The organism is Marinobacter sp. H13 (assembly GCF_059072335.1).
The window spans coordinates 4239603-4257000 of sequence record NZ_JCACRU010000001.1; the positions used below are offsets into that span (position 1 = coordinate 4239603).

Genomic DNA, 17398 nt, shown 5'->3' on the forward strand with positions numbered 1-17398 from the left:
CGGAAGAGGGAAGCGCCCGCCAAAGGGCATGTGAGGGTGGTCAAACCACCCTCACTGTTGGCGATTACTCGCCGTCGTAATCGACGCGGTCAACCAGTTTGACTGCGGCATTGCGGTTATCTGCAATCTCCTGCAGTGACAGGTTGTCGGGGTTGATCTCACCCCACTCGGCAACCAGTCCGGAAGGCTTAACCTCCGGGTTTGCCGGGTATTCCGTGTTTGCCTCAGCGTAGATACGCTGGGCTTTCGGTGAAGACAGGAATTCCATCAGTTTGATGGCGTTCTCGCGGTTAGGCGCGCTCTTGGTCAGTGAAATACCACTGATATTTACGTGAGTGCCCCGGCCTTCGGCGTTCGGAAATACAAGCCGTACCTGTTCGGCAATCGGCCGCTGGTTCTCATCCTGCAGCATATTGCCATAGTAGTAGCTGTTACCAATGGAGACGTCGCATACGCCCTCGGCAATAGCCTTGATCTGGTCGCGGTCACCACCCTGGGGTTTGCGGGCCAGATTGTCTTTCAGGCCTTCCAGCCACTTCTCGGTTTCGGCTTCACCATGGTGTGCGATCATGGAGGAGAACAGGGCGATGTTGTAGGGGTGCTTGCCGCTGCGAGTACAGATACGGTTGTTCCACTTGTCGTCTGCCAGTTGTTCGTAGGTGGTGATCTCACCTTCTTCCACGCGGTCCTTGGAAACGAAGATCAGGCGCCCGCGGGTGGTCAGGGCAAACCACTTGCCCTCGGGATGGCGCAGGTTTTCCGGAATGTTCTCTTCCAGAGTCTCGTTGTCGACGTTCTGAACGAGATCACGTTCTACCAGCTCGTTGAGGCGGGAAATATCAACGGTCATCACCAAATCTGCCGGGCTGTTGCGACCCTCGCGCTCCAGTCGCTCGGCCAGACCCTGTTTGGCAAAGACCACGTTGCTCTGGATGCCGGTTTCCTGTTCAAAAGCGTTCAGCAGGGGTTCGAGCAGATATGCCTGACGGTATGAGTAGATATTGACCTCGCCATCTGCGGAGGCGGCCATGGGCATGGCAGAGAGGGCGATTGCTGCGGTAGCAGCCAGTTTCATTCGCATATTCCCATCCTTTCGGGTGTTTCCGGTATTAATTTGCTTTGCCAGGATCGGCAAGTTTTTAAAAACGCCAACCATTCTCATTTCCATTGACTCCAGAGTCAATCTCTCCGTTGGCATATTTTTCTGAAAATGGTGTTATGCTTCGGAAGACTATAAAAACTATGCAAAAAGTAGTGGAATCCTCAAATGGATGGGAACGATCGAAGAGAGCACATACGCACGGCAATGAGTGCGAAAGTAAAGGTGGTTCACGAGGAGCTCGGCGAGTTCATATTCTCGACCCGCGATATCTCCGACGGCGGTGTTTTCATCGTTGTGGACACTGAGCCATTTGCGCCAAACCTCGGCGACACAGTTACCGTGCAGGTGCAGGGGCTACCTGTTCCAGCACCGATACTTGAAATGGTGGTCGTGCGCAAAACCAACGACGGGTACGGCCTCCAGTTTGATCAAAATGGTGACTGATAGACGGATTGAATGCCCCTGCCGTGGATAATGGCAGTGTTCAACCAACCGCTGTCAGGGATGCAACAGCCAGATGATCTTTTCAGTCTTTTCCAGAGCTTACAAGCCGATTATTGCAAGCCTTGTCCTGGTTTCCGTATCGGGCTGTGCGAGCTATTACTCACATTTTGCGATGTTTCCGGCTGAGAATTCATCCGGTGAGCCAAGACACGTGCGGCTGTCCTGGCAAAGCGCGGAGTATCCTGGTTGGTGGTTTGCCGGCGATAAAGCCACGCCCGTGAAGCTGGAAACCCAATGCAGCGACCGTGTCTGGCGCCTCCTCGATGACGAAGAGGCGAGTGCCTGCGGCGAGGGTATTCGTGCCTGTGGCGAAGCGGGCCGGGATCTGGTGGCGCAGACGGGGCAGCCGGCAAGCGGCTCAACCCGCTGCATGTCCATCAATCCGGCGGATCCGGATGCCCGTATTGCAGAAATAGAAGGGAAACTGGAGTTGCTGGTGTCCTGTACCCCTGCCGTCTTGGCAGAGGGTGAGGGTGATGACGCCCTGAACCTTGACTATCTGCGAGCATCATCAGTTCCGTACACGGTTTATGTCCGGAAGGCGCCGCGGGGTTCAATGCGGTCCCGATTGCCTGAATTTGATGAATCGGTATGTGACGCAGAGTGACACTTTCTGACGTTGATATGTGACTCCCATCACGTTGCTACATTTTGTTTCCTGTTGAACATTAGCGTTACGTTTTGTCGCGTTTGGGTTACCTGGCGATACGATATTGTAATTGTGTCTTCCGGCGGTTCGGTCAGAATGGTAGCTATCGAAAAGTTTGTTGTGTGAGGTGGCCCGTGGGTGTCCAACAGAAAAAAGTCGCAGTTCATGATCTGGAAGTGGGCATGTTCGTGTCTGATCTGGACAGGCCATGGCATCAGACCCCCTTTCCGATTCAGGGTTTCCATATCCGGTCCCAGGATGACATTCGTGCACTGGTATCCCACTGCAAATGGGTTCTGGTCGATGTGGCGGAAGCAAGGGAATCCAAAGAGGTAAAAGGCGGAAGCAAGCCGGCTTTCGGAACATTGCAAGGCAAGCGCAGGGGTGGGCGGGAGCAACTCCAGTTGCCGCCCCTGAGTATTCGCGAGCCAGTGACGTATGAAACCGTTACCAGTCTCAAGAAGGAAATGAAAACCTCAAAGCGCCTGCTTGACGATATGGAAGGCGCGCTGGATCAGCTTTTCGAGACACTTCGTGCCGATGGCGTGCCCGATCTCCGGCCGATCGCTGCGATCACCAGCAAAATGGTGAGTAGCGTTGTTCGCCAGCCAGACGCTCTATTGTGGCTCAGTCGCACCCGTGCCCACGATAGCTACCTGTACCGGCATGCATTGAATACCTCTGTCTGGGCCCTGGTGTGTGGACGCCATCTCGGGTTGAACGAGGGGCTGCTGAACCATTTGGGCCTGGGTTGCCTGCTGTCCCAGGTGGGCAAGACCACGCTGCCTGCCGAGTTGCTGGCGCGGGAAGGCCAGTTAAGCTCAGAGGAGTATCTGACCTACCGGAGTTACGTTGGCCGTGGAGTCAGGATGCTTGAAAACGGCGGGCTCTCCCGTGCCGTGCTGAGTGTGGTTCAGGGGCATCGGGAACGTCATAACGGTTCCGGCTTTCCGGAGGGTGTCCGCGGCGATCGGATTCCATTGCTGGCCAAGGTTGCCGGTATCGCGGAATTTTTCGAATCGTTGATAGCGCCCCGGTCTCATGCCGAGCCGATGACACCGGCAAAAGCGGTCACGCTGCTCTATGAAATGCGCAATATCGAGTTCCAGGAGGATCTGGTCGAGAATTTCATTCAGGCGATCGGTATCTATCCCACCGGGAGTCTGGTCGAGCTGACCGATGGTCAGCGCGGTATTGTGGTTTCCCATTCCCCTGAGCGCCGTTTGTGGCCGCGGGTAATGGTAATGACCGATGCTGCCTCAAGGCCGCTGAAAACAGCCAAAATTATTGATCTGGCCAGATACAACGAAGGCAAGGAAGCGCCAGAAACCGTGCGGGTTCGCGATTGTCTGCCGCACGGTACGGAAGGCCTCGATCCCTCCTATTACGACGTGACCGGCGTGGAATCACGCTGGAGCCTCTCGCGCCTGATCAGCGGATAAGCACTCGCAGCTGTTTGCGAACCCACCGATAGGTATCCTCCGGACGGAAGCTGAGCAGCAGCTCGGACTCACCGCCGGAGGGGCCGGCGACAAAATACTCCACCTCTCCGCTCTGCCAGTCGGCTGAATTTATCTGGATATCCTGCGGGCGTGTGCTGATGGCCTCCAGCTCCGCCAGGGAAAGTCCGCCCCCGATTTTTCGAACCGCAACCTGCTTCAGGGCTGTATCAGTAGCCGGATGACTGGCAACGTCCTCATCCAGGAAATATCGGTTTGCGACGGTTGTACTGATCGCCTTGAGTTCCCGGGTGAGATAGGTCTGGGCATCCTCCGAATCAATGTCTTCCATGGTTCGCACGGCATTCTCGATTCGGTCCTTTTTGGCCTGCAGGTCTTCACTGTATTCAATGTCAGGATCGCGATCCTCATCATTCTCCGGTCGTGGCGGTGCGTTGTCGATTTCCTCCTGGGTGGGCGGCTCCTCACAGAGTTCATCGTCCTCGGGGTAAAAACAGATCGCGGCAAGCAGCTGATTGGCGGGAGACATCGGGTTGTTGGCCGTGAATTCGGATTCGCTGACACTGAAATCAATCGGCGCTGTCAGGCCCGGAAGGGCCGCGTTCAACTGCCTAATAACCCAGTCGCGGATATCGATACCGTCGCCCTCAGCAACATTCTGGCTCCAGTTCAGGAGCATCAGGAACCGGGACAGGTTCATCAGCGTTGTATTCTCCAGAACGTTTTGCTCAGTCAGCGTGTGGGTGCTCAATCCCTCATCATCCACCATTGGCGTTTGCAGCCCTGTGCGGGTGGTCTCGAAAAATTCGAGCAGGGTTACGTATTGCCTGGCCGGTACATCGCTAACCAGCGGCAGGTCTCCAACCCTGAACGTGAGGGTTTCGCCGGGGTAGTAGCGGAATTCTCCCGCTGCGTTGGTGGTGCCGGACTGACTGGCAGTCTGATAGGAAAGACCGTTAAAACCATTGAAATTGACTCGGCCGGTGCTCCTGTCGTCGCCGGAGCCTCCGCCGTCATCCAGACAGCCGGAGAGAGCAAGTGTGCCCAGCAGGGTGAACGTAAGTCGGGTGCGGTGAACGGATCTCATGGTTGAACGTACATTCCCTTCGTTTCAGCGCGCCTGCACCCGGGGTGCAGCAGCCTCTTTTGTAAATTGTTGTAACCGCATTATAGGGGCGTGATTTGCCTCATATCGGGATTCCTGTCGCAGTTTCCGTTATTGGTCCGGGGATGCCTCCGGCCGATAAGGGCCTTGAAATCAGCGACTTTGTCACAATAAATAGCAATCTAAATTCTGGCTGGCGGCGAGGGCCGTTCTTTGCCGTTTTTCACCGAATCGGGATGAGTTATGACCAATGCACTGGAAATTGAGGGCCTCACCAAAACCTATGGTGACGGCTTCAAGGCTCTCAAGGGGATTGATCTGCACGTCGCCGAGGGGGACTTCTTTGCCTTGCTGGGGCCCAATGGGGCAGGCAAATCGACCACCCTGGGTATTGTTTGCTCCCTGGTTAACAAAACAGCCGGAAAGGTGCGGGTGTTCGGATATGACACCGACACCCATCTCTCGGATGCCAAGTTGAACCTTGGTGTTGTGCCGCAGGAGTTCAACTTCAACCAGTTCGAAAAGGTCTTCGACATTGTCACCACCCAGGCCGGCTACTACGGAATTCCTCTTAAACAGGCCTCGGCGTCGGCTGAAAAGTATCTGAAAAAGCTCGGACTCTGGGAGAAGCGGGACACCCCGGCACGCATGCTCTCCGGAGGTATGAAGCGTCGTCTGATGATTGCCCGGGCCCTGGTTCATGAGCCCAAACTGTTGATCCTGGACGAGCCGACTGCCGGCGTAGATATTGAACTTCGTCGGTCCATGTGGACCTTTCTGGAAGAAATGAATCGTCAGGGCACCACCATTATCCTGACGACCCATTATCTGGAGGAAGCGGAAGCCCTTTGCCGCAATATTGCCATTATCGATCACGGCAAGATTCTGAAAAACACCAGCAAAAAGGCCCTGCTGCAGCAACTGAGCCTGGAAACCTTTGTTCTGGACACCGAGAAGACCCTTGATGCCGCGCCTGAACTGAATGGTTTCCCGACTCGATTGGACGGAGAAGGTGCTCTCGAGGTGGAAGTGCAGAAAGGGCAGGGGCTCAACCAGGTGTTCGTGGAGCTTGAACGGTTGGGCATCAAAGTGGTCAGCATGAGGACCAAGGCCAACCGGCTGGAGGAACTGTTTATTCGCATGGTCGAAGAGAACGCTGCGGAGTCAACTCAAACCGTGGAGGGTGCCGCATGACGCCACAAGCGCTCTTTACCGCCTTCAGTACCATCGTTGTCCGGGAGATACGCCGGTTTACCCGCATCTGGGCGCAAACCCTGTTGCCGCCCGCGGTCACCATGACCCTGTATTTCATTATTTTCGGCAACCTCATCGGCTCCCGTATCGGGGAGATGGGCGGCTTCGAGTACATGTCTTTCATTGTGCCGGGGCTGATCATGATGTCGGTGATCACTAGTTCCTACGCCAATGTGGTGTCTTCGTTTTTCTCCATGAAGTTCCAGCGCAGCATCGAGGAGCTTCTGGTGTCGCCGGTGCCGAACTGGGTGATCCTGGCCGGCTATGTGACAGGTGGCATGGCGCGAGGCCTCGGCATCGGGTTGATTGTCACGCTGTTGTCACTGGCGTTTACCCGCCTGTCCATCCACAACTTGCCCATGATGGTTCTGACGGTATTTCTGACTTCGGCACTGTTTGCCCTGGGTGGCTTTATCAACGCCATGTTGGCGACCAAGTTTGATGACATCTCCATTGTGCCCACGTTCGTATTGACGCCGTTGACGTATCTGGGCGGCGTGTTCTACAGCATCGATTTACTGCCGGGGTTCTGGCAGGGCGTATCCATGGCCAACCCTATCCTCTACATGGTCAACGGCTTCCGGTACGGCATTCTGGGCGTGTCAGACGTTAATCCGTTTGTTTCTCTTGGTATGATTCTGGTTTTCATCTCCGTACTGGCATTCATCGCTCTCAGAATGCTGGAGCGTGGTAAAGGCATTCGCCACTGATTTCAGGAACCACTATGGCACTTAACGACGCTCCGCTTGGCAAGACAAGCGACTACCCGGACAGCTACGATCCTGGGCTGCTTTTCCCGGTGGCGAGAGAGGAAAATCGCCGCCGCATTGGTCTGGAGGATGGCCGTTGGCCTTGGTTTGGCGAGGATCTGTGGCAGGCCTGGGAAATCTCCTGGCTGCGTCCAAGCGGCGTGCCGGAAGTGGCCTGGGCGGAGATTGTTTTTCCGGCGGCCTCGCCCGCAATCATTGAGTCCAAATCGCTCAAGCTGTACCTGAACTCGTTGAACCAGGCGGTCTACTCTTCTCGGGAGCAGGTCGCGGAGGTGATTACCCAGGATCTTTCCAGCGCCTGCGGCGGTGCTGTTCAGGTGAATCTGTTGAGCGTCGACGAATCCGGTGAAGCGATTGGCCGGCCGGAGGGCTTCGAGCTCATTGATGACGAGCCGGTCAGCGAAGTGGTTTTTGAATACGCGCCTGAGGCGCTTTCAGCGAGTGGGGAGGTGGTGACAGAACGGCTCTGCTCCCATCTGCTGAAGAGCAACTGCCCGGTAACCGGTCAGCCTGACTGGGCGACACTCCTCATAAGCTACACCGGACCGAAAATCGATCGGGGCGGTTTGTTGCGTTACGTGGTGAGCTTCCGGCAGAAACAGGATTTCCACGAGCATTGCGTGGAAACCGTGTTTACCGATCTGATGGGGCGGTGCAACCCGGAGTCGCTTACCGTGGTTGCCCGGTATACACGGCGGGGCGGGCTGGATATAAATCCGTGGCGAAGCACGGAAACCGGCGGGGATGCCGGCCCAAGGTTGATACGTCAGTAGCAGGATTCTGTTTGAGCGCAGGGAAGCGCCTCAGGAAACATCCTCTTCCCGCCGCAGGCGATCTGCAGCATCTTCCAGAGCGGTCAGGATGGCCTGCCGCTCTTTTCGGTGATCTTGTCCGAATCGAGATACATGGCGAAGCCGCTATGTTCGTGTTCCAGGAAGCTTCGGTTGGGCCCCATGTCGCGCCGGAAGTCGACCACTTCGTAAATTGGCACCGGCTTGACAAAGCCCTTCACGGTAATCTCGCCCTTGTCTCTGCACATGATCTTGTCCTTGATCAGCGCGAAGGTTTCGTAGGAAACGAGGATTTCGCCCGGCTCCGCCAGGGACTCAAGCCGGCTGGCCAGGTTTACTTCCTTGCCGATAATCGTGTAATCCATCCGGTTCTCGGCGCCAAAGTTACCAACCGTTGTATAACCGGTGCTTATTCCCATGCGGATTTCCAGCGGGGTCTTGATGCCCTGGCTGCGCCATTTCTGCCGCATGATTTTCATATGCTTGCGCATCTCGATGGCCATGGAGACACAGGCAAATGCGTCCTCCCTCTGGCCACGGCTGGTTGGATCGCCAAAGAACACCATGATGGAATCACCAACGAACTTGTCGATGGTGCCGCCATACTTGAGAGCAACTTCCGACATTTCATTGAAGTAGTGATTCAGCAGTTCGGTCAGTGCTTCGGGTTCCATTTCCTCAGACAATTCGGTGAAGCCTTTGATGTCAGAGAAAAACACCGCCAGTTTCTTGCGCTGGGTTTCCAGTCTCACGTCCCGCTCACCGGTGAAGATCGACTGCCAGACTTGAGGCGAGAGATATTTGGACAGTTTGTGTGAAAGCGCGATGGACTGCTCCCGCTGGTTCTGGATCTGGGTCTTTGCCAGCATCAACGCCCGTGCCTGCTGGTGGGAATAGTAAGCCGTAACGCAAATATAAAGCCCGGTGGATAAAATCGACACGATGCTGGTCAGCAGGGGCGAGTGTGGTCCGTCTGCCGGGCCGACGATCGCAACCGCCCCCGCAATGGAGGCCGCCATGAAGCCGGTGCCCAGGACCCACTGACGGATACCACCAACAATCAGGCAACTGAACATCAGCATCAGTGCAACGGCGAGGGAGGGGATGACGATCAGCCCGATGCAACCAATGAAAGCGCCACCAACCACGCAATCAAATATCAGCATTTTCTGACGGATGCGTGGCGAATTCCTGAGGAAAGTGCGGCGAGTCAGGGCATGGGCGATGTGGGGCCAGGTGAGGGCCCCGGCAACCAGCCAGAGAAGCCATTGCGGAAAGGCGCCCTGGAGAACGCCGGTTACGATAATGGCGGCGGTTGAGGTGTATGCCAGTACCCGGCCATTGTAATCGGGCATCGGGGGAATGGCGATCGGGTTGCCCGCCGCCTCGGACGAGAGGGCTCTGCCAGCTGAGCTACTGGCATTACGCAGGTCTGCCGGGGCACTCATCATTTCAGAAACGGATCCTGCCAATGAGCATGTCGCGGAACATGACCCAGTCACCCATAAGGCTGTACAGTGGATATTTGAAGGTAGCGGGGCGATTTTTTTCAAACTTGAAATGACCAACCCACGCAAAGCCATAGCCTATGACCGGCAAGGCCAGAAGCCACAACAGCTTGCCCGAAGCCAGAGCCCATACGGCGACTATCAGGACCAGGAGACTTCCAGCGAAATGCAAACGGCGACAGGTGACGTCGCTGTGCTCTTCGAGGTAGTACGGATAAAATTCGGAAAAGTTATTGAAGGTTTGCTGGTTGCTCATTGTGTTGCCACTCAACGTTGTACGACCGCGTCATTTATAATTGTTGGTAGACCCGACTACGACTAAAGGTTAACAGCATTACGTAGAACCCACAATTCACAGCCATGAATTGTGTTCGTACCTATATTTCAACAGTCTTTAAACAGCGAGCAGATATGACCGCAGTTACCGATTTCCTCCTGAACCGCTCCTCTGAACCGAGGCTGGAATCACCCGCGCCGGATTCGACAACCCTCGAAAGGGCCTTTTCCTGCGCGGCGCGTGCACCGGACCATGCACTGCTCAGGCCCTGGCGCTATCTGGTGATCGAGGGTAAAGGCCTTGAAGCCCTGGGAGAGCTGTTTGCGTCCACCTGTGCCAATAACAGCGATGAGAAAGAAATCGAGAAGCTCCGGCGTGCCCCCCTTCGCGCACCCATGGTCATAGTTGGTATCGCGTCGCCGAGGACGCATCCCAAAGTACCGGAAATCGAGCAGGTCATGTCGGCAGCTGCCGGCATGAGTTTTGTTGAGCTTGCCCTTCAGGATGCCGGTTTCGGCGTGATGTGGAGAACAGGCGGCGTTGCCTACCACTCCTCGGTTCACCAGGGGTTGGGCCTGGAAGAGCATGAACAGATTGTTGGCTTTCTCTACACCGGTACGGTCTCGGCATCCAAGCCGTCTGTGCCCAGACCGGCGGTGGACGAGTTTGTGAGTCATTGGCCCTGAGACCTTGTTGAATACCCCCGGCTTCTGCCGGGGGAAGCAGCTTGCCGCTTTTTCTTGCCCTTTTCCTTTCTCCTTTCCCGTAACCGCTACTCGGATTCTCTGCAGGGCCTGCCAACACTGGGTTTCCTGACAAATTAACACCTGACCATAAATCTGGCATTCAGCTTGCTTTAGTCCTGTCAAAGAGCACAGCCGGCAAAAACAGCTCGGCATACCAGTGCAGTTTTCGGGAGGCAACATGGCAATTACGTTCGATAAGGCTTTGGGTATTCATCAATACGCGGTGGAAACGCGGGTCAGGCGTGCCGAAGTTCTGGCAAACAACCTGGCGAACGCTGACACTCCGGGCTTCAAGGCCCGTGATGTGGACTTCCAGGCGATGATGCAGAAGGCCCAGGAGTCCGTCAGCGGCTTCCGGATGGCGAAAACAAACGAGGCTCACATGGATACCTCCCGGTCTGCGTCGGAGAGCGATCTTTTGTATCGGGTGCCATACCAGCCGTCGGTCGACGGTAATACTGTGGATGCCCAGCAGGAGCAGTCACGCTTCATGCGTAACGCCATGGACTTCCAGGCCAGTTTCCAGTTCCTGAACAGCAAGTTCAGCGGTTTGACCAAAGCCCTGAAGGGCGAATAAGCCGCAGTCACGGGGTTAGCGAAGGTTAGCGAAGGAGAATTATCATGTCACTGGGCAGCATTTTTGATATCGCCGGTTCCGGTATGACAGCGCAATCGCTGCGGCTGAATACAACCGCGTCCAACATTGCCAATGCAGAAACGGCAAGTTCCAGCACGGGGGAAACCTATCGCGCCAGGAAGCCGGTTTTCTCGGCGATTCAGCAGTCTCTGATGAATCCCGGGCAGGGAGGCTTGCCCATGGCTGCCGATGAGGGGCCGGGCGCCGGCGTGAGGGTTGACGGTATTGTCGAAAGTGATGCGGAGCTGCAGATGCGCTACGAGCCCCATCACCCGGCGGCCAACGAGGACGGCTACGTCTACTACCCCAATGTGAATGTGGTTGAAGAGATGGCGGACATGATGTCGTCGTCCAGAAGTTTCCAGATGAATGTGGATGTCATGAACACTGCCAAGTCCATGATGCAGCGCATTCTGACTCTTGGTCAGCAGTAACGGGGTGAGGAGCACAACATGACTGCAGTAAATGCAACAGACGCGTCGGATGTTCTGAGCCAATACCAGCTGAAGCAACAGAATGGCGGCCAGGGCACCAGTGAGCTCGGCCGGAATGAGTTCATGGAACTGATGCTGGCACAGCTGAAAAACCAGAACCCGCTGGAACCCCAGGACAACGGCGCGTTTATCTCCCAGTTGGCCCAGTTCAGCTCACTGGAGGAGATGCAGAACCTCTCAGGTACGGTTGAGGATGTGGTGGGCCAGTTCCGTTCCACCCAGGCGCTGCAGGCCTCTGCCATGGTCGGCAAAACCGTGCTTGCCCCTTCCCAGGTCGGGATTCTGGGTGCGGATGGTGAGATCAGCGGCACTATTGAAGTGCCGGCATCGACCGGTGGGCTCCGGCTTTCGATCCAGGGACAGAATGGTGAGCTGGTACGACAGATTGATATGGGTAGTAGTCCGGCGGGTGTGACCTCATTCCGCTGGGATGGCCAGGACGGCAACGGCAATCCCTTGCCGCCGGGCTCCTACCGGATTGTAGCCGAGGCTTCCTACCCGGATGGGCCGCAGCAGTTGGGTACGATGGTAAGTGCCAATGTTGACAGCGTGTCCCTGGGTCAGGGCGGCTCCATTACCCTGAATCTCGCAGGCATGGGCTCCATCGCCCTGTCTGATGTAAAACAAATTAACTGATACCGGTGAAACACCAAGAGGTGAGCCATGGGATTTAATACGGGTTTGAGTGGTCTTCGCGCGGCATCGGTGGATCTGGACGTCACCGGTAACAATATTGCCAACGCCAGCACCGTGGGGTTCAAAGGCAGCAAGGCCCAGTTCGGCGATCTTTATGCCAGTGGCTTCCTGAGCGCAGGCACCAACCCGATCGGGGACGGTGTCCGGGTTCAGGGTGTGAAACAGTCCTTCGGACAGGGCAATATCAGCTTCACTGATAACGGCCTGGATATGGCTATAAGTGGTGATGGCTTCTTTATCCTCAATAACGGCGGCGAGATTCGGTATTCCCGGGCAGGGCAGTTCGGTATCGATAAGGACGGCTACGTAACGAACAACCAGAGCATGCGGGTTCAGGGCTATACCGCCGACGAGGATGGGAACCTTTCCGGTATCCGTGGGGATCTGCAGGTCGAAACTGACAATCTCGCGCCCCGTCGGACCACCAACCTTGTTTCCGATTTGAACCTTGATTCCCGCGAACCCGTGCTCGAAACCCGGGTTCGAGACATTGGACCGATAGCGGCAACGGATCTGCAGGGAGAGAGTTTTGATGTGCTCTATATCGATGGCACGCCGGACTTCAATGTAAGCATCGGTGCAACTGCGACAGCGCGAGAGGCTGCAGCTTCGATCAACGAGGCGCCCGGCTTGAGCGCGTCTGCAACCACCACGGTAACATTCGATGGCGCGAATCAGCTGGATGACACCTACATCACCACCGCTGGCCCGGGGAACTTTACTTTCAGCCTCAGCATCAATGGTTCCCCGCTTGCGCTGGACACCAGCAACATCATGTCGCTGCAGGATCTGGTGGATTCCATCAACAACTCTTCCGAGACAGCGATTTCCGCGTCTGTGGTGGACGACGGGTCAGGTAGCAACAATGTGCTGCGGGTGATTCACAACCAGGGTGAGACTCTGAGCTTTTCTTTCGATAATGACGGTGACCTCAGCAACGGCGGTGAAACCACGGATACCGTGCTTGGCGAGGTCAATGCGACTGCGGATCGCGTGGTCTCCGGGATCGATGACCCGGCCAGTGGCGATTTCGAGACCGCGTTCAATGCCTCCCCGATCCGGATCACCAACGAGTTCAATCCGCTGGATCAGCGGACCTACAATCACGCGACTTCAACCACCATTTACGACAGTCTGGGGAACCCTCATGAGTTCACCCAGTTTTACGTAAAAGAGCCTTCTCCGGGCAGCGGGGTTGGTGTAAGTGAATGGTCTGTTTACCTCCAGATTGATGGAGAAATGGTGGCGGGTACCGATACCACGCCATATACGGCCCGATTTGATCAGAACGGCGACCTGCAATCAATCGATGGCGACCCTGCCGGTGAGCTTGTGATTACCGATTGGGTTCCCAAGGATAAAAATGGTCAGCCGAATGGGGCAGACGGTCCACCCGCGGACCCCAGCACAGTCGTGACGCCGATACCGGAGCCGCCGACTTCATCAGCGTTTGTACTGAACCTCTCTGACACTACTCAGTACGGTGCTGCGTTTGGTGTAAATGACCAGCAGCAGAACGGCTACACCACTGGCCGACTATCCGGGCTGGACGTATCGGATCAGGGGGTATTGTTCGCCCGATACACCAATGGTCAGTCCCAGGCCCTGGGTCAGGTTGCGTTGGCATCCTTCAATAACACCAACGGATTATCGCCTGTTGGCGATACGTCCTGGGTGGAAACCTTCGAATCGGGCCAACCGATCATTGGTGCCCCTGATACCGGCACCCTGGGTTCCATCAAAGCCAGTTCAGTAGAGGAATCAAACGTGGATCTGTCTGCTGAATTGGTGAATCTGATCATTGCCCAGCGCAACTATCAGGCGAATGCGAAGACGATAGAAACCGCCGATGCGGTTACCCAGACCATCATCAACCTCCGTTAAGTTCGCGAGTTAGCGAACATGGCATGACTCCTGCATGGAGACTGGAAACAGTCAAAATTCCGGCAGGAGTTTTCCCATGGACAAAGCCCTCTACATCGGTATGTCTGGCGCCAAGCAGAACATGCTGGCCCAGCAAGCCCATGCCAACAATCTGGCGAATGTCAGCACCACCGGCTTCAAGAAGGACTTCTCCCAGGCACGTAGCATGCCTGTCTTTGGGGAATTCCATCCCACCCGGGCCTATGCCATGACAGAACGACCCGGCACAGACCTTTCCGCAGGCGCCCTTATCGATACCGGCCGCAAACTGGATGTGGCGGTTGAAGGTGAAGGGTGGCTTGCCATCCAGAATGATCAGGGTGAAGAAGTGTTTACCCGCAGCGGTAGTTTTCAGATCGATGTGAATGGTCTGGTGCGCCTGGCCAATGGTGAACTTGTGCTTGGCAATGGTGGACCGGTTGCGCTGCCGCCTTTCGATAACGTGCAAATCGGCGTTGACGGCACGATTTCTGTTATTCCTGTTGGCGGCCCGCCGAATCAACTGGTTGAGGTGGATCGGCTGAAGCTGGTTAACCCGCCACCGGACGCTCTGGAGAAGGGACTCGACGGGCATATGCGCCGCAAACCGGACCAGGCAATCGATAGCCCTGAGCCCCCGGATGCAAATCTCAGAGTGGTCTCGGGGTTTCTTGAGAGCTCCAACGTGAATGCGGTGGAAGAGATGATTTCCAATCTGCAGCTTTCCCGGCAATTTGAAATGCAGGTGAAGGTAATGACCACCGCCAACGACAATTCCGAAGCAGCGGCACGGCTGTTGCAGAACCTTTAAGTAACGACCGAACACAGTGGCATGGCGGGCCTGAAGCGGCAAAAACTGGCCGCCTGATTGCCGCCCCCGTAAGGAGTAAGCAGCATGAATCCAGCACTTTGGGTCAGCAAGACCGGCTTGAGCGCACAGGACATCAACATGTCCACCATTTCCAACAACCTGGCCAACGTCAACACCACCGGCTTCAAACGGGACAAGGCGGTCTTCCAGGACCTCCTGTACCAGATCAACCAGCAACCCGGTGGCCTGAGCACCCAGAACTCCGAACTGCCCTCCGGCCTGCAACTGGGTACGGGTGTCCGGGTTGTGGGCACGGTCAAGCAGTTCTCCCAGGGCAACCTTCAGATTACCGAGCAGCCGCTGGACATGGCCATTAATGGCCGGGGGTTTCTGCAGATTCTGCTGCCGGATGGCCAGATTGCCTACACCCGGGACGGTCAGTTCCAGCTGAACTCCAACGGCGATGTGGTCAATCCGGACGGGTACCTTCTGGAGCCGGCCATCAATGTTCCCGATAATGCCACCAATGTCACCATTGGCACCGACGGAACGGTAACGGCGATAACGGACGACCAGGCAGCGCCGGTGAACCTTGGCCAGGTCACACTGGTGGATTTCATCAATCCCCAGGGCCTGCAGGCCATCGGAAACAACCTGTTCAAGGAAACCGTTGCCAGCGGGAACCCCGTTGAGGGGGAGGCGGGTCTGCTCGGGCTTGGCACCATCGAACAGGGTTCTGTGGAGGCCTCCAACGTTGAGGTTGTGGAAGAGCTGGTAAACATGATTACCACCCAGCGCGCCTACGAAATGAACTCGAAGGTGGTCTCCACGACGGACCAGATGCTGCAGTTCATTACCAATAATATTGGCTAACGCGGCCAGGGGTGACGTCATGAGCGTGATGACTTCGAAGCGGGCAGTGCCATGCACCGGTACTTTGATGATGGCAGTCCTGCTTATCCTGCTTCAGGGCTGTACTGCCATGAGTCGGCCAAGGGCTATCCCGGATGACCCTGAGTATGCGCCGGTGCGTCCGCAGGCCATGATACAGAGGGATGTGCAGTCAGGGTCCATATATCAGATCACGCGCAACCACAACTTCTATGGCGATACCGTGGCCCTGAACGTTGGAGACGTTCTGACTGTGAATCTTCAGGAATCCACCCGTGCCAGAAAAAATGCCGAAACCAGCATCACCAAGGACAACGAAATCACTCTGCCGGAGCCGAACATTCTGGGTAAAAACAACTTCGGGATCGGCACCTCACTGAACAATGAGCGCGATTTTGAAGGCACCGCTGAGGCTGATCAGAGTAACAGTCTTGCAGGCAGCATCACCGTCACAGTGACAGAGGTGATGCCCAACGGCGTGCTGCGGATCCGGGGTGAGAAATGGCTGTCGCTGACTAATGGCGACGAGTACATCCGCCTGACCGGGCTGGTTCGCCCCCGGGATATCCAGCCGGACAATTCCGTTGCCTCAAACCGTATTGCCGATGCCCGTATCGCCTATGGCGGTACCGGTGACTTCGACCAGGCCAACCAGATGGGTTGGCTTGCCCGCTTCTTTAACAGTGAATGGTGGCCGCTATGAGCATGCGGCGTTTTCTTGCCTGGGTATTTGCCCTGGCGGTGATCGCGGCACCGGTGATGGCGGACCGGCTGAAGGACCTGTCCCGGATCAAAGGGGTAAGGAACAACCAGTTGGTGGGCTACGGACTCGTGGTTGGTCTTGACGGAACCGGCGACAAGGCACCGTTCACCAATCAGACCTTCCGGAACATGATGAACCAGTTCGGCATCACTCTGTCTGAAGGCGTGAATCCGAAACTCACCAATGTCGCAGCCGTAACCGTGAGTGCCACATTGCCACCGTTTGCCAAGGCCGGGCAGGAGATTGATATCACGGTTTCCTCCATCGGCAATGCCGACAGCCTGCGCGGCGGTACCCTGCTGATGACATCGCTGAAAGGCGCAGATGGCCAGATCTATGCGATGGCTCAGGGCAGTCTGGTGGTTGGCGGTTTTGGTGCCCAGGGGCAGGATGGTTCCAGGATTACCGTAAATATTCCCAGCGTTGGCCGTATCCCGAATGGCGCCACTATCGAGCGTGAGGTCTTGTCGCCGTTTACTGAGGGCGACACCATTACCTTTCATCTCCTGCGACCGGATTTCACGACTGCTCGCCGGGTGGTTGAGGCGGTGAATGATCGTCTGGGTCCGGACATGGCCTATGCCCACGATGCCACCTCGGTTTCCGTGCGTGCGCCGCGAGATCCGTCCCAGCGGGTAAGCTTTCTTTCGATACTTGAGAACATTGAGGTCGCCCCGGCCCAGGACGCTGCCAAAGTGGTGATCAACAGCCGCACTGGCACCATCGTGGTCGGGCAGAATGTCAAAGTCAGCCCGGCGGCAGTGACCCACGGCAATCTGACGGTGACCATTCAGGAAAATCCCGCGGTGGTACAGCCTAATCCGTTTGCCGGCGGCGACACCGCCCTTGAGCCCGATACCCAGATTGCAATCACCGAGGAGCCTGCCAGGATGTTCAGGTTTGGCCCGGCTGTCACCCTGAACGAGATTGTTCAGGCGGTGAACCAGGTGGGTGCCGCTCCAGGGGACGTTATGGCGGTACTTGAAGCTCTTAAACAGGCCGGTGCGCTGCGTGCCGAGCTGATTGTTATCTAGGTGG

Annotated in this window: 18 protein-coding genes and 1 pseudogene; 15 read left to right on the top strand and 4 right to left on the bottom strand. The window is 56.3% G+C overall.

Annotated features, from left to right (window positions below):
* Window positions 1-64: 64 nt before the first annotated feature.
* On the bottom strand, window positions 65-1081 hold the full coding sequence (locus tag AC5JQH_RS19795) for a Fe(3+) ABC transporter substrate-binding protein (RefSeq protein WP_039882044.1): 1017 nt from the start codon (window positions 1079-1081) through the stop codon (window positions 65-67).
* A 186-nt stretch (window positions 1082-1267) separates the two neighbouring features.
* Here AC5JQH_RS19795 and AC5JQH_RS19800 point away from each other — a divergent pair, with 186 nt between their 5' ends.
* From AC5JQH_RS19800 to AC5JQH_RS19810, 3 genes are all read left to right on the top strand, one after another.
* Entirely contained in the window at window positions 1268-1546 is a 279-nt protein-coding gene (locus AC5JQH_RS19800; protein WP_008174275.1) for a PilZ domain-containing protein, read from the top strand.
* A 73-nt stretch (window positions 1547-1619) separates the two neighbouring features.
* Window positions 1620-2213: a hypothetical protein gene (locus AC5JQH_RS19805; protein ID WP_493805895.1), complete on the top strand. Its 594-nt coding sequence runs from the start codon at window positions 1620-1622 to the stop codon at window positions 2211-2213.
* Between the two features lie 176 nt (window positions 2214-2389).
* The gene (locus AC5JQH_RS19810; RefSeq protein ID WP_053114999.1) at window positions 2390-3697 is read left to right on the top strand and encodes a cyclic di-GMP phosphodiesterase; all 1308 of its coding nucleotides are present in this window, start codon (window positions 2390-2392) and stop codon (window positions 3695-3697) included.
* On the opposite strand, the gene AC5JQH_RS19815 is transcribed toward AC5JQH_RS19810, so the two are convergent.
* Window positions 3687-4802 (bottom strand): organic solvent ABC transporter permease, encoded by a 1116-nt coding sequence (locus AC5JQH_RS19815; RefSeq protein WP_104271070.1) that lies wholly within the window; start codon window positions 4800-4802, stop codon window positions 3687-3689. The two genes, AC5JQH_RS19810 and AC5JQH_RS19815, sit on opposite strands and share 11 nt — an antisense overlap.
* Before the next feature lie 261 nt (window positions 4803-5063).
* On the opposite strand from AC5JQH_RS19815, the gene AC5JQH_RS19820 reads away from it, so the two are divergent.
* From AC5JQH_RS19820 to queF, 3 genes are read left to right on the top strand one after another with little or no spacing between them, the layout of a single operon-like run.
* Window positions 5064-6014, top strand: coding sequence for an ABC transporter ATP-binding protein (locus AC5JQH_RS19820; RefSeq protein WP_014576877.1), 951 nt, complete (start codon window positions 5064-5066; stop codon window positions 6012-6014).
* Window positions 6011-6784: an ABC transporter permease gene (locus tag AC5JQH_RS19825; RefSeq protein ID WP_053115001.1), complete on the top strand. Its 774-nt coding sequence runs from the start codon at window positions 6011-6013 to the stop codon at window positions 6782-6784. The genes AC5JQH_RS19820 and AC5JQH_RS19825 overlap by 4 nt, the downstream gene beginning before the upstream one ends.
* A gap of 14 nt (window positions 6785-6798) precedes the next feature.
* Window positions 6799-7617, top strand: coding sequence for an NADPH-dependent 7-cyano-7-deazaguanine reductase QueF (queF, locus tag AC5JQH_RS19830; RefSeq protein WP_053115002.1), 819 nt, complete (start codon window positions 6799-6801; stop codon window positions 7615-7617).
* 30 nt (window positions 7618-7647) lie between these two features.
* Here the strand turns inward: queF and AC5JQH_RS19835 are convergent.
* Both AC5JQH_RS19835 and AC5JQH_RS19840 read right to left on the bottom strand, forming a co-directional pair.
* Window positions 7648-9086, bottom strand: a pseudogene (locus AC5JQH_RS19835) (adenylate/guanylate cyclase domain-containing protein).
* Window position 9087: 1 nt separating this feature from the next.
* Entirely contained in the window at window positions 9088-9399 is a 312-nt protein-coding gene (locus AC5JQH_RS19840; protein WP_053115004.1) for an Mpo1-like protein, read from the bottom strand.
* 155 nt (window positions 9400-9554) lie between these two features.
* On the opposite strand from AC5JQH_RS19840, the gene AC5JQH_RS19845 reads away from it, so the two are divergent.
* The 9 genes from AC5JQH_RS19845 to AC5JQH_RS19885 all read left to right on the top strand — a co-directional run bounded on the left by AC5JQH_RS19845 (window position 9555) and on the right by AC5JQH_RS19885 (window position 17394).
* Window positions 9555-10106, top strand: a complete 552-nt coding sequence (locus tag AC5JQH_RS19845; protein ID WP_014576882.1) for a nitroreductase family protein — start codon at window positions 9555-9557, stop codon at window positions 10104-10106.
* Between the two features lie 238 nt (window positions 10107-10344).
* The gene (gene flgB, locus AC5JQH_RS19850; RefSeq protein ID WP_339752527.1) at window positions 10345-10743 is read left to right on the top strand and encodes a flagellar basal body rod protein FlgB; all 399 of its coding nucleotides are present in this window, start codon (window positions 10345-10347) and stop codon (window positions 10741-10743) included.
* A 44-nt stretch (window positions 10744-10787) separates the two neighbouring features.
* A complete protein-coding gene (flgC, locus tag AC5JQH_RS19855) occupies window positions 10788-11237 on the top strand; it encodes a flagellar basal body rod protein FlgC (RefSeq protein WP_053115005.1) in 450 nt (149 codons plus the stop codon).
* 18 nt (window positions 11238-11255) lie between these two features.
* Entirely contained in the window at window positions 11256-11933 is a 678-nt protein-coding gene (locus AC5JQH_RS19860) for a flagellar hook assembly protein FlgD (protein ID WP_303286854.1), read from the top strand.
* A 27-nt stretch (window positions 11934-11960) separates the two neighbouring features.
* The gene (locus AC5JQH_RS19865; protein WP_493791275.1) at window positions 11961-13877 is read left to right on the top strand and encodes a flagellar hook protein FlgE; all 1917 of its coding nucleotides are present in this window, start codon (window positions 11961-11963) and stop codon (window positions 13875-13877) included.
* A gap of 76 nt (window positions 13878-13953) precedes the next feature.
* Entirely contained in the window at window positions 13954-14706 is a 753-nt protein-coding gene (locus AC5JQH_RS19870; RefSeq protein WP_493791276.1) for a flagellar basal body rod protein FlgF, read from the top strand.
* A gap of 84 nt (window positions 14707-14790) precedes the next feature.
* Window positions 14791-15579, top strand: coding sequence for a flagellar basal-body rod protein FlgG (flgG, locus tag AC5JQH_RS19875; RefSeq protein WP_493791277.1), 789 nt, complete (start codon window positions 14791-14793; stop codon window positions 15577-15579).
* A gap of 28 nt (window positions 15580-15607) precedes the next feature.
* Window positions 15608-16300, top strand: a complete 693-nt coding sequence (flgH, locus tag AC5JQH_RS19880; protein ID WP_493791350.1) for a flagellar basal body L-ring protein FlgH — start codon at window positions 15608-15610, stop codon at window positions 16298-16300.
* A complete protein-coding gene (locus tag AC5JQH_RS19885; protein WP_493791278.1) occupies window positions 16297-17394 on the top strand; it encodes a flagellar basal body P-ring protein FlgI in 1098 nt (365 codons plus the stop codon). Before flgH ends, AC5JQH_RS19885 begins: the two co-directional genes overlap by 4 nt.
* The last annotated feature ends 4 nt before the right edge of the window (window positions 17395-17398 follow it).

Excerpts from the sequence above, each read along its gene's own strand:
- AC5JQH_RS19795 (WP_039882044.1), bottom strand. The coding sequence starts at position 1,081 with ATGCGAATGAAACTGGCTGCTACCGCAGCAATCGCCCTCTCTGCCATG.
- AC5JQH_RS19800 (WP_008174275.1), top strand. The coding sequence starts at position 1,268 with ATGGATGGGAACGATCGAAGAGAGCACATACGCACGGCAATGAGTGCG.
- AC5JQH_RS19805 (WP_493805895.1), top strand. The coding sequence starts at position 1,620 with ATGATCTTTTCAGTCTTTTCCAGAGCTTACAAGCCGATTATTGCAAGC.
- AC5JQH_RS19815 (WP_104271070.1), bottom strand. The coding sequence starts at position 4,802 with ATGAGATCCGTTCACCGCACCCGACTTACGTTCACCCTGCTGGGCACA.
- AC5JQH_RS19820 (WP_014576877.1), top strand. The coding sequence starts at position 5,064 with ATGACCAATGCACTGGAAATTGAGGGCCTCACCAAAACCTATGGTGAC.
- AC5JQH_RS19825 (WP_053115001.1), top strand. The coding sequence starts at position 6,011 with ATGACGCCACAAGCGCTCTTTACCGCCTTCAGTACCATCGTTGTCCGG.
- queF (WP_053115002.1), top strand. The coding sequence starts at position 6,799 with ATGGCACTTAACGACGCTCCGCTTGGCAAGACAAGCGACTACCCGGAC.
- AC5JQH_RS19840 (WP_053115004.1), bottom strand. The coding sequence starts at position 9,399 with ATGAGCAACCAGCAAACCTTCAATAACTTTTCCGAATTTTATCCGTAC.
- AC5JQH_RS19845 (WP_014576882.1), top strand. The coding sequence starts at position 9,555 with ATGACCGCAGTTACCGATTTCCTCCTGAACCGCTCCTCTGAACCGAGG.
- flgB (WP_339752527.1), top strand. The coding sequence starts at position 10,345 with ATGGCAATTACGTTCGATAAGGCTTTGGGTATTCATCAATACGCGGTG.
- flgC (WP_053115005.1), top strand. The coding sequence starts at position 10,788 with ATGTCACTGGGCAGCATTTTTGATATCGCCGGTTCCGGTATGACAGCG.
- AC5JQH_RS19860 (WP_303286854.1), top strand. The coding sequence starts at position 11,256 with ATGACTGCAGTAAATGCAACAGACGCGTCGGATGTTCTGAGCCAATAC.
- AC5JQH_RS19865 (WP_493791275.1), top strand. The coding sequence starts at position 11,961 with ATGGGATTTAATACGGGTTTGAGTGGTCTTCGCGCGGCATCGGTGGAT.
- AC5JQH_RS19870 (WP_493791276.1), top strand. The coding sequence starts at position 13,954 with ATGGACAAAGCCCTCTACATCGGTATGTCTGGCGCCAAGCAGAACATG.
- flgG (WP_493791277.1), top strand. The coding sequence starts at position 14,791 with ATGAATCCAGCACTTTGGGTCAGCAAGACCGGCTTGAGCGCACAGGAC.
- flgH (WP_493791350.1), top strand. The coding sequence starts at position 15,608 with ATGACTTCGAAGCGGGCAGTGCCATGCACCGGTACTTTGATGATGGCA.
- AC5JQH_RS19885 (WP_493791278.1), top strand. The coding sequence starts at position 16,297 with ATGAGCATGCGGCGTTTTCTTGCCTGGGTATTTGCCCTGGCGGTGATC.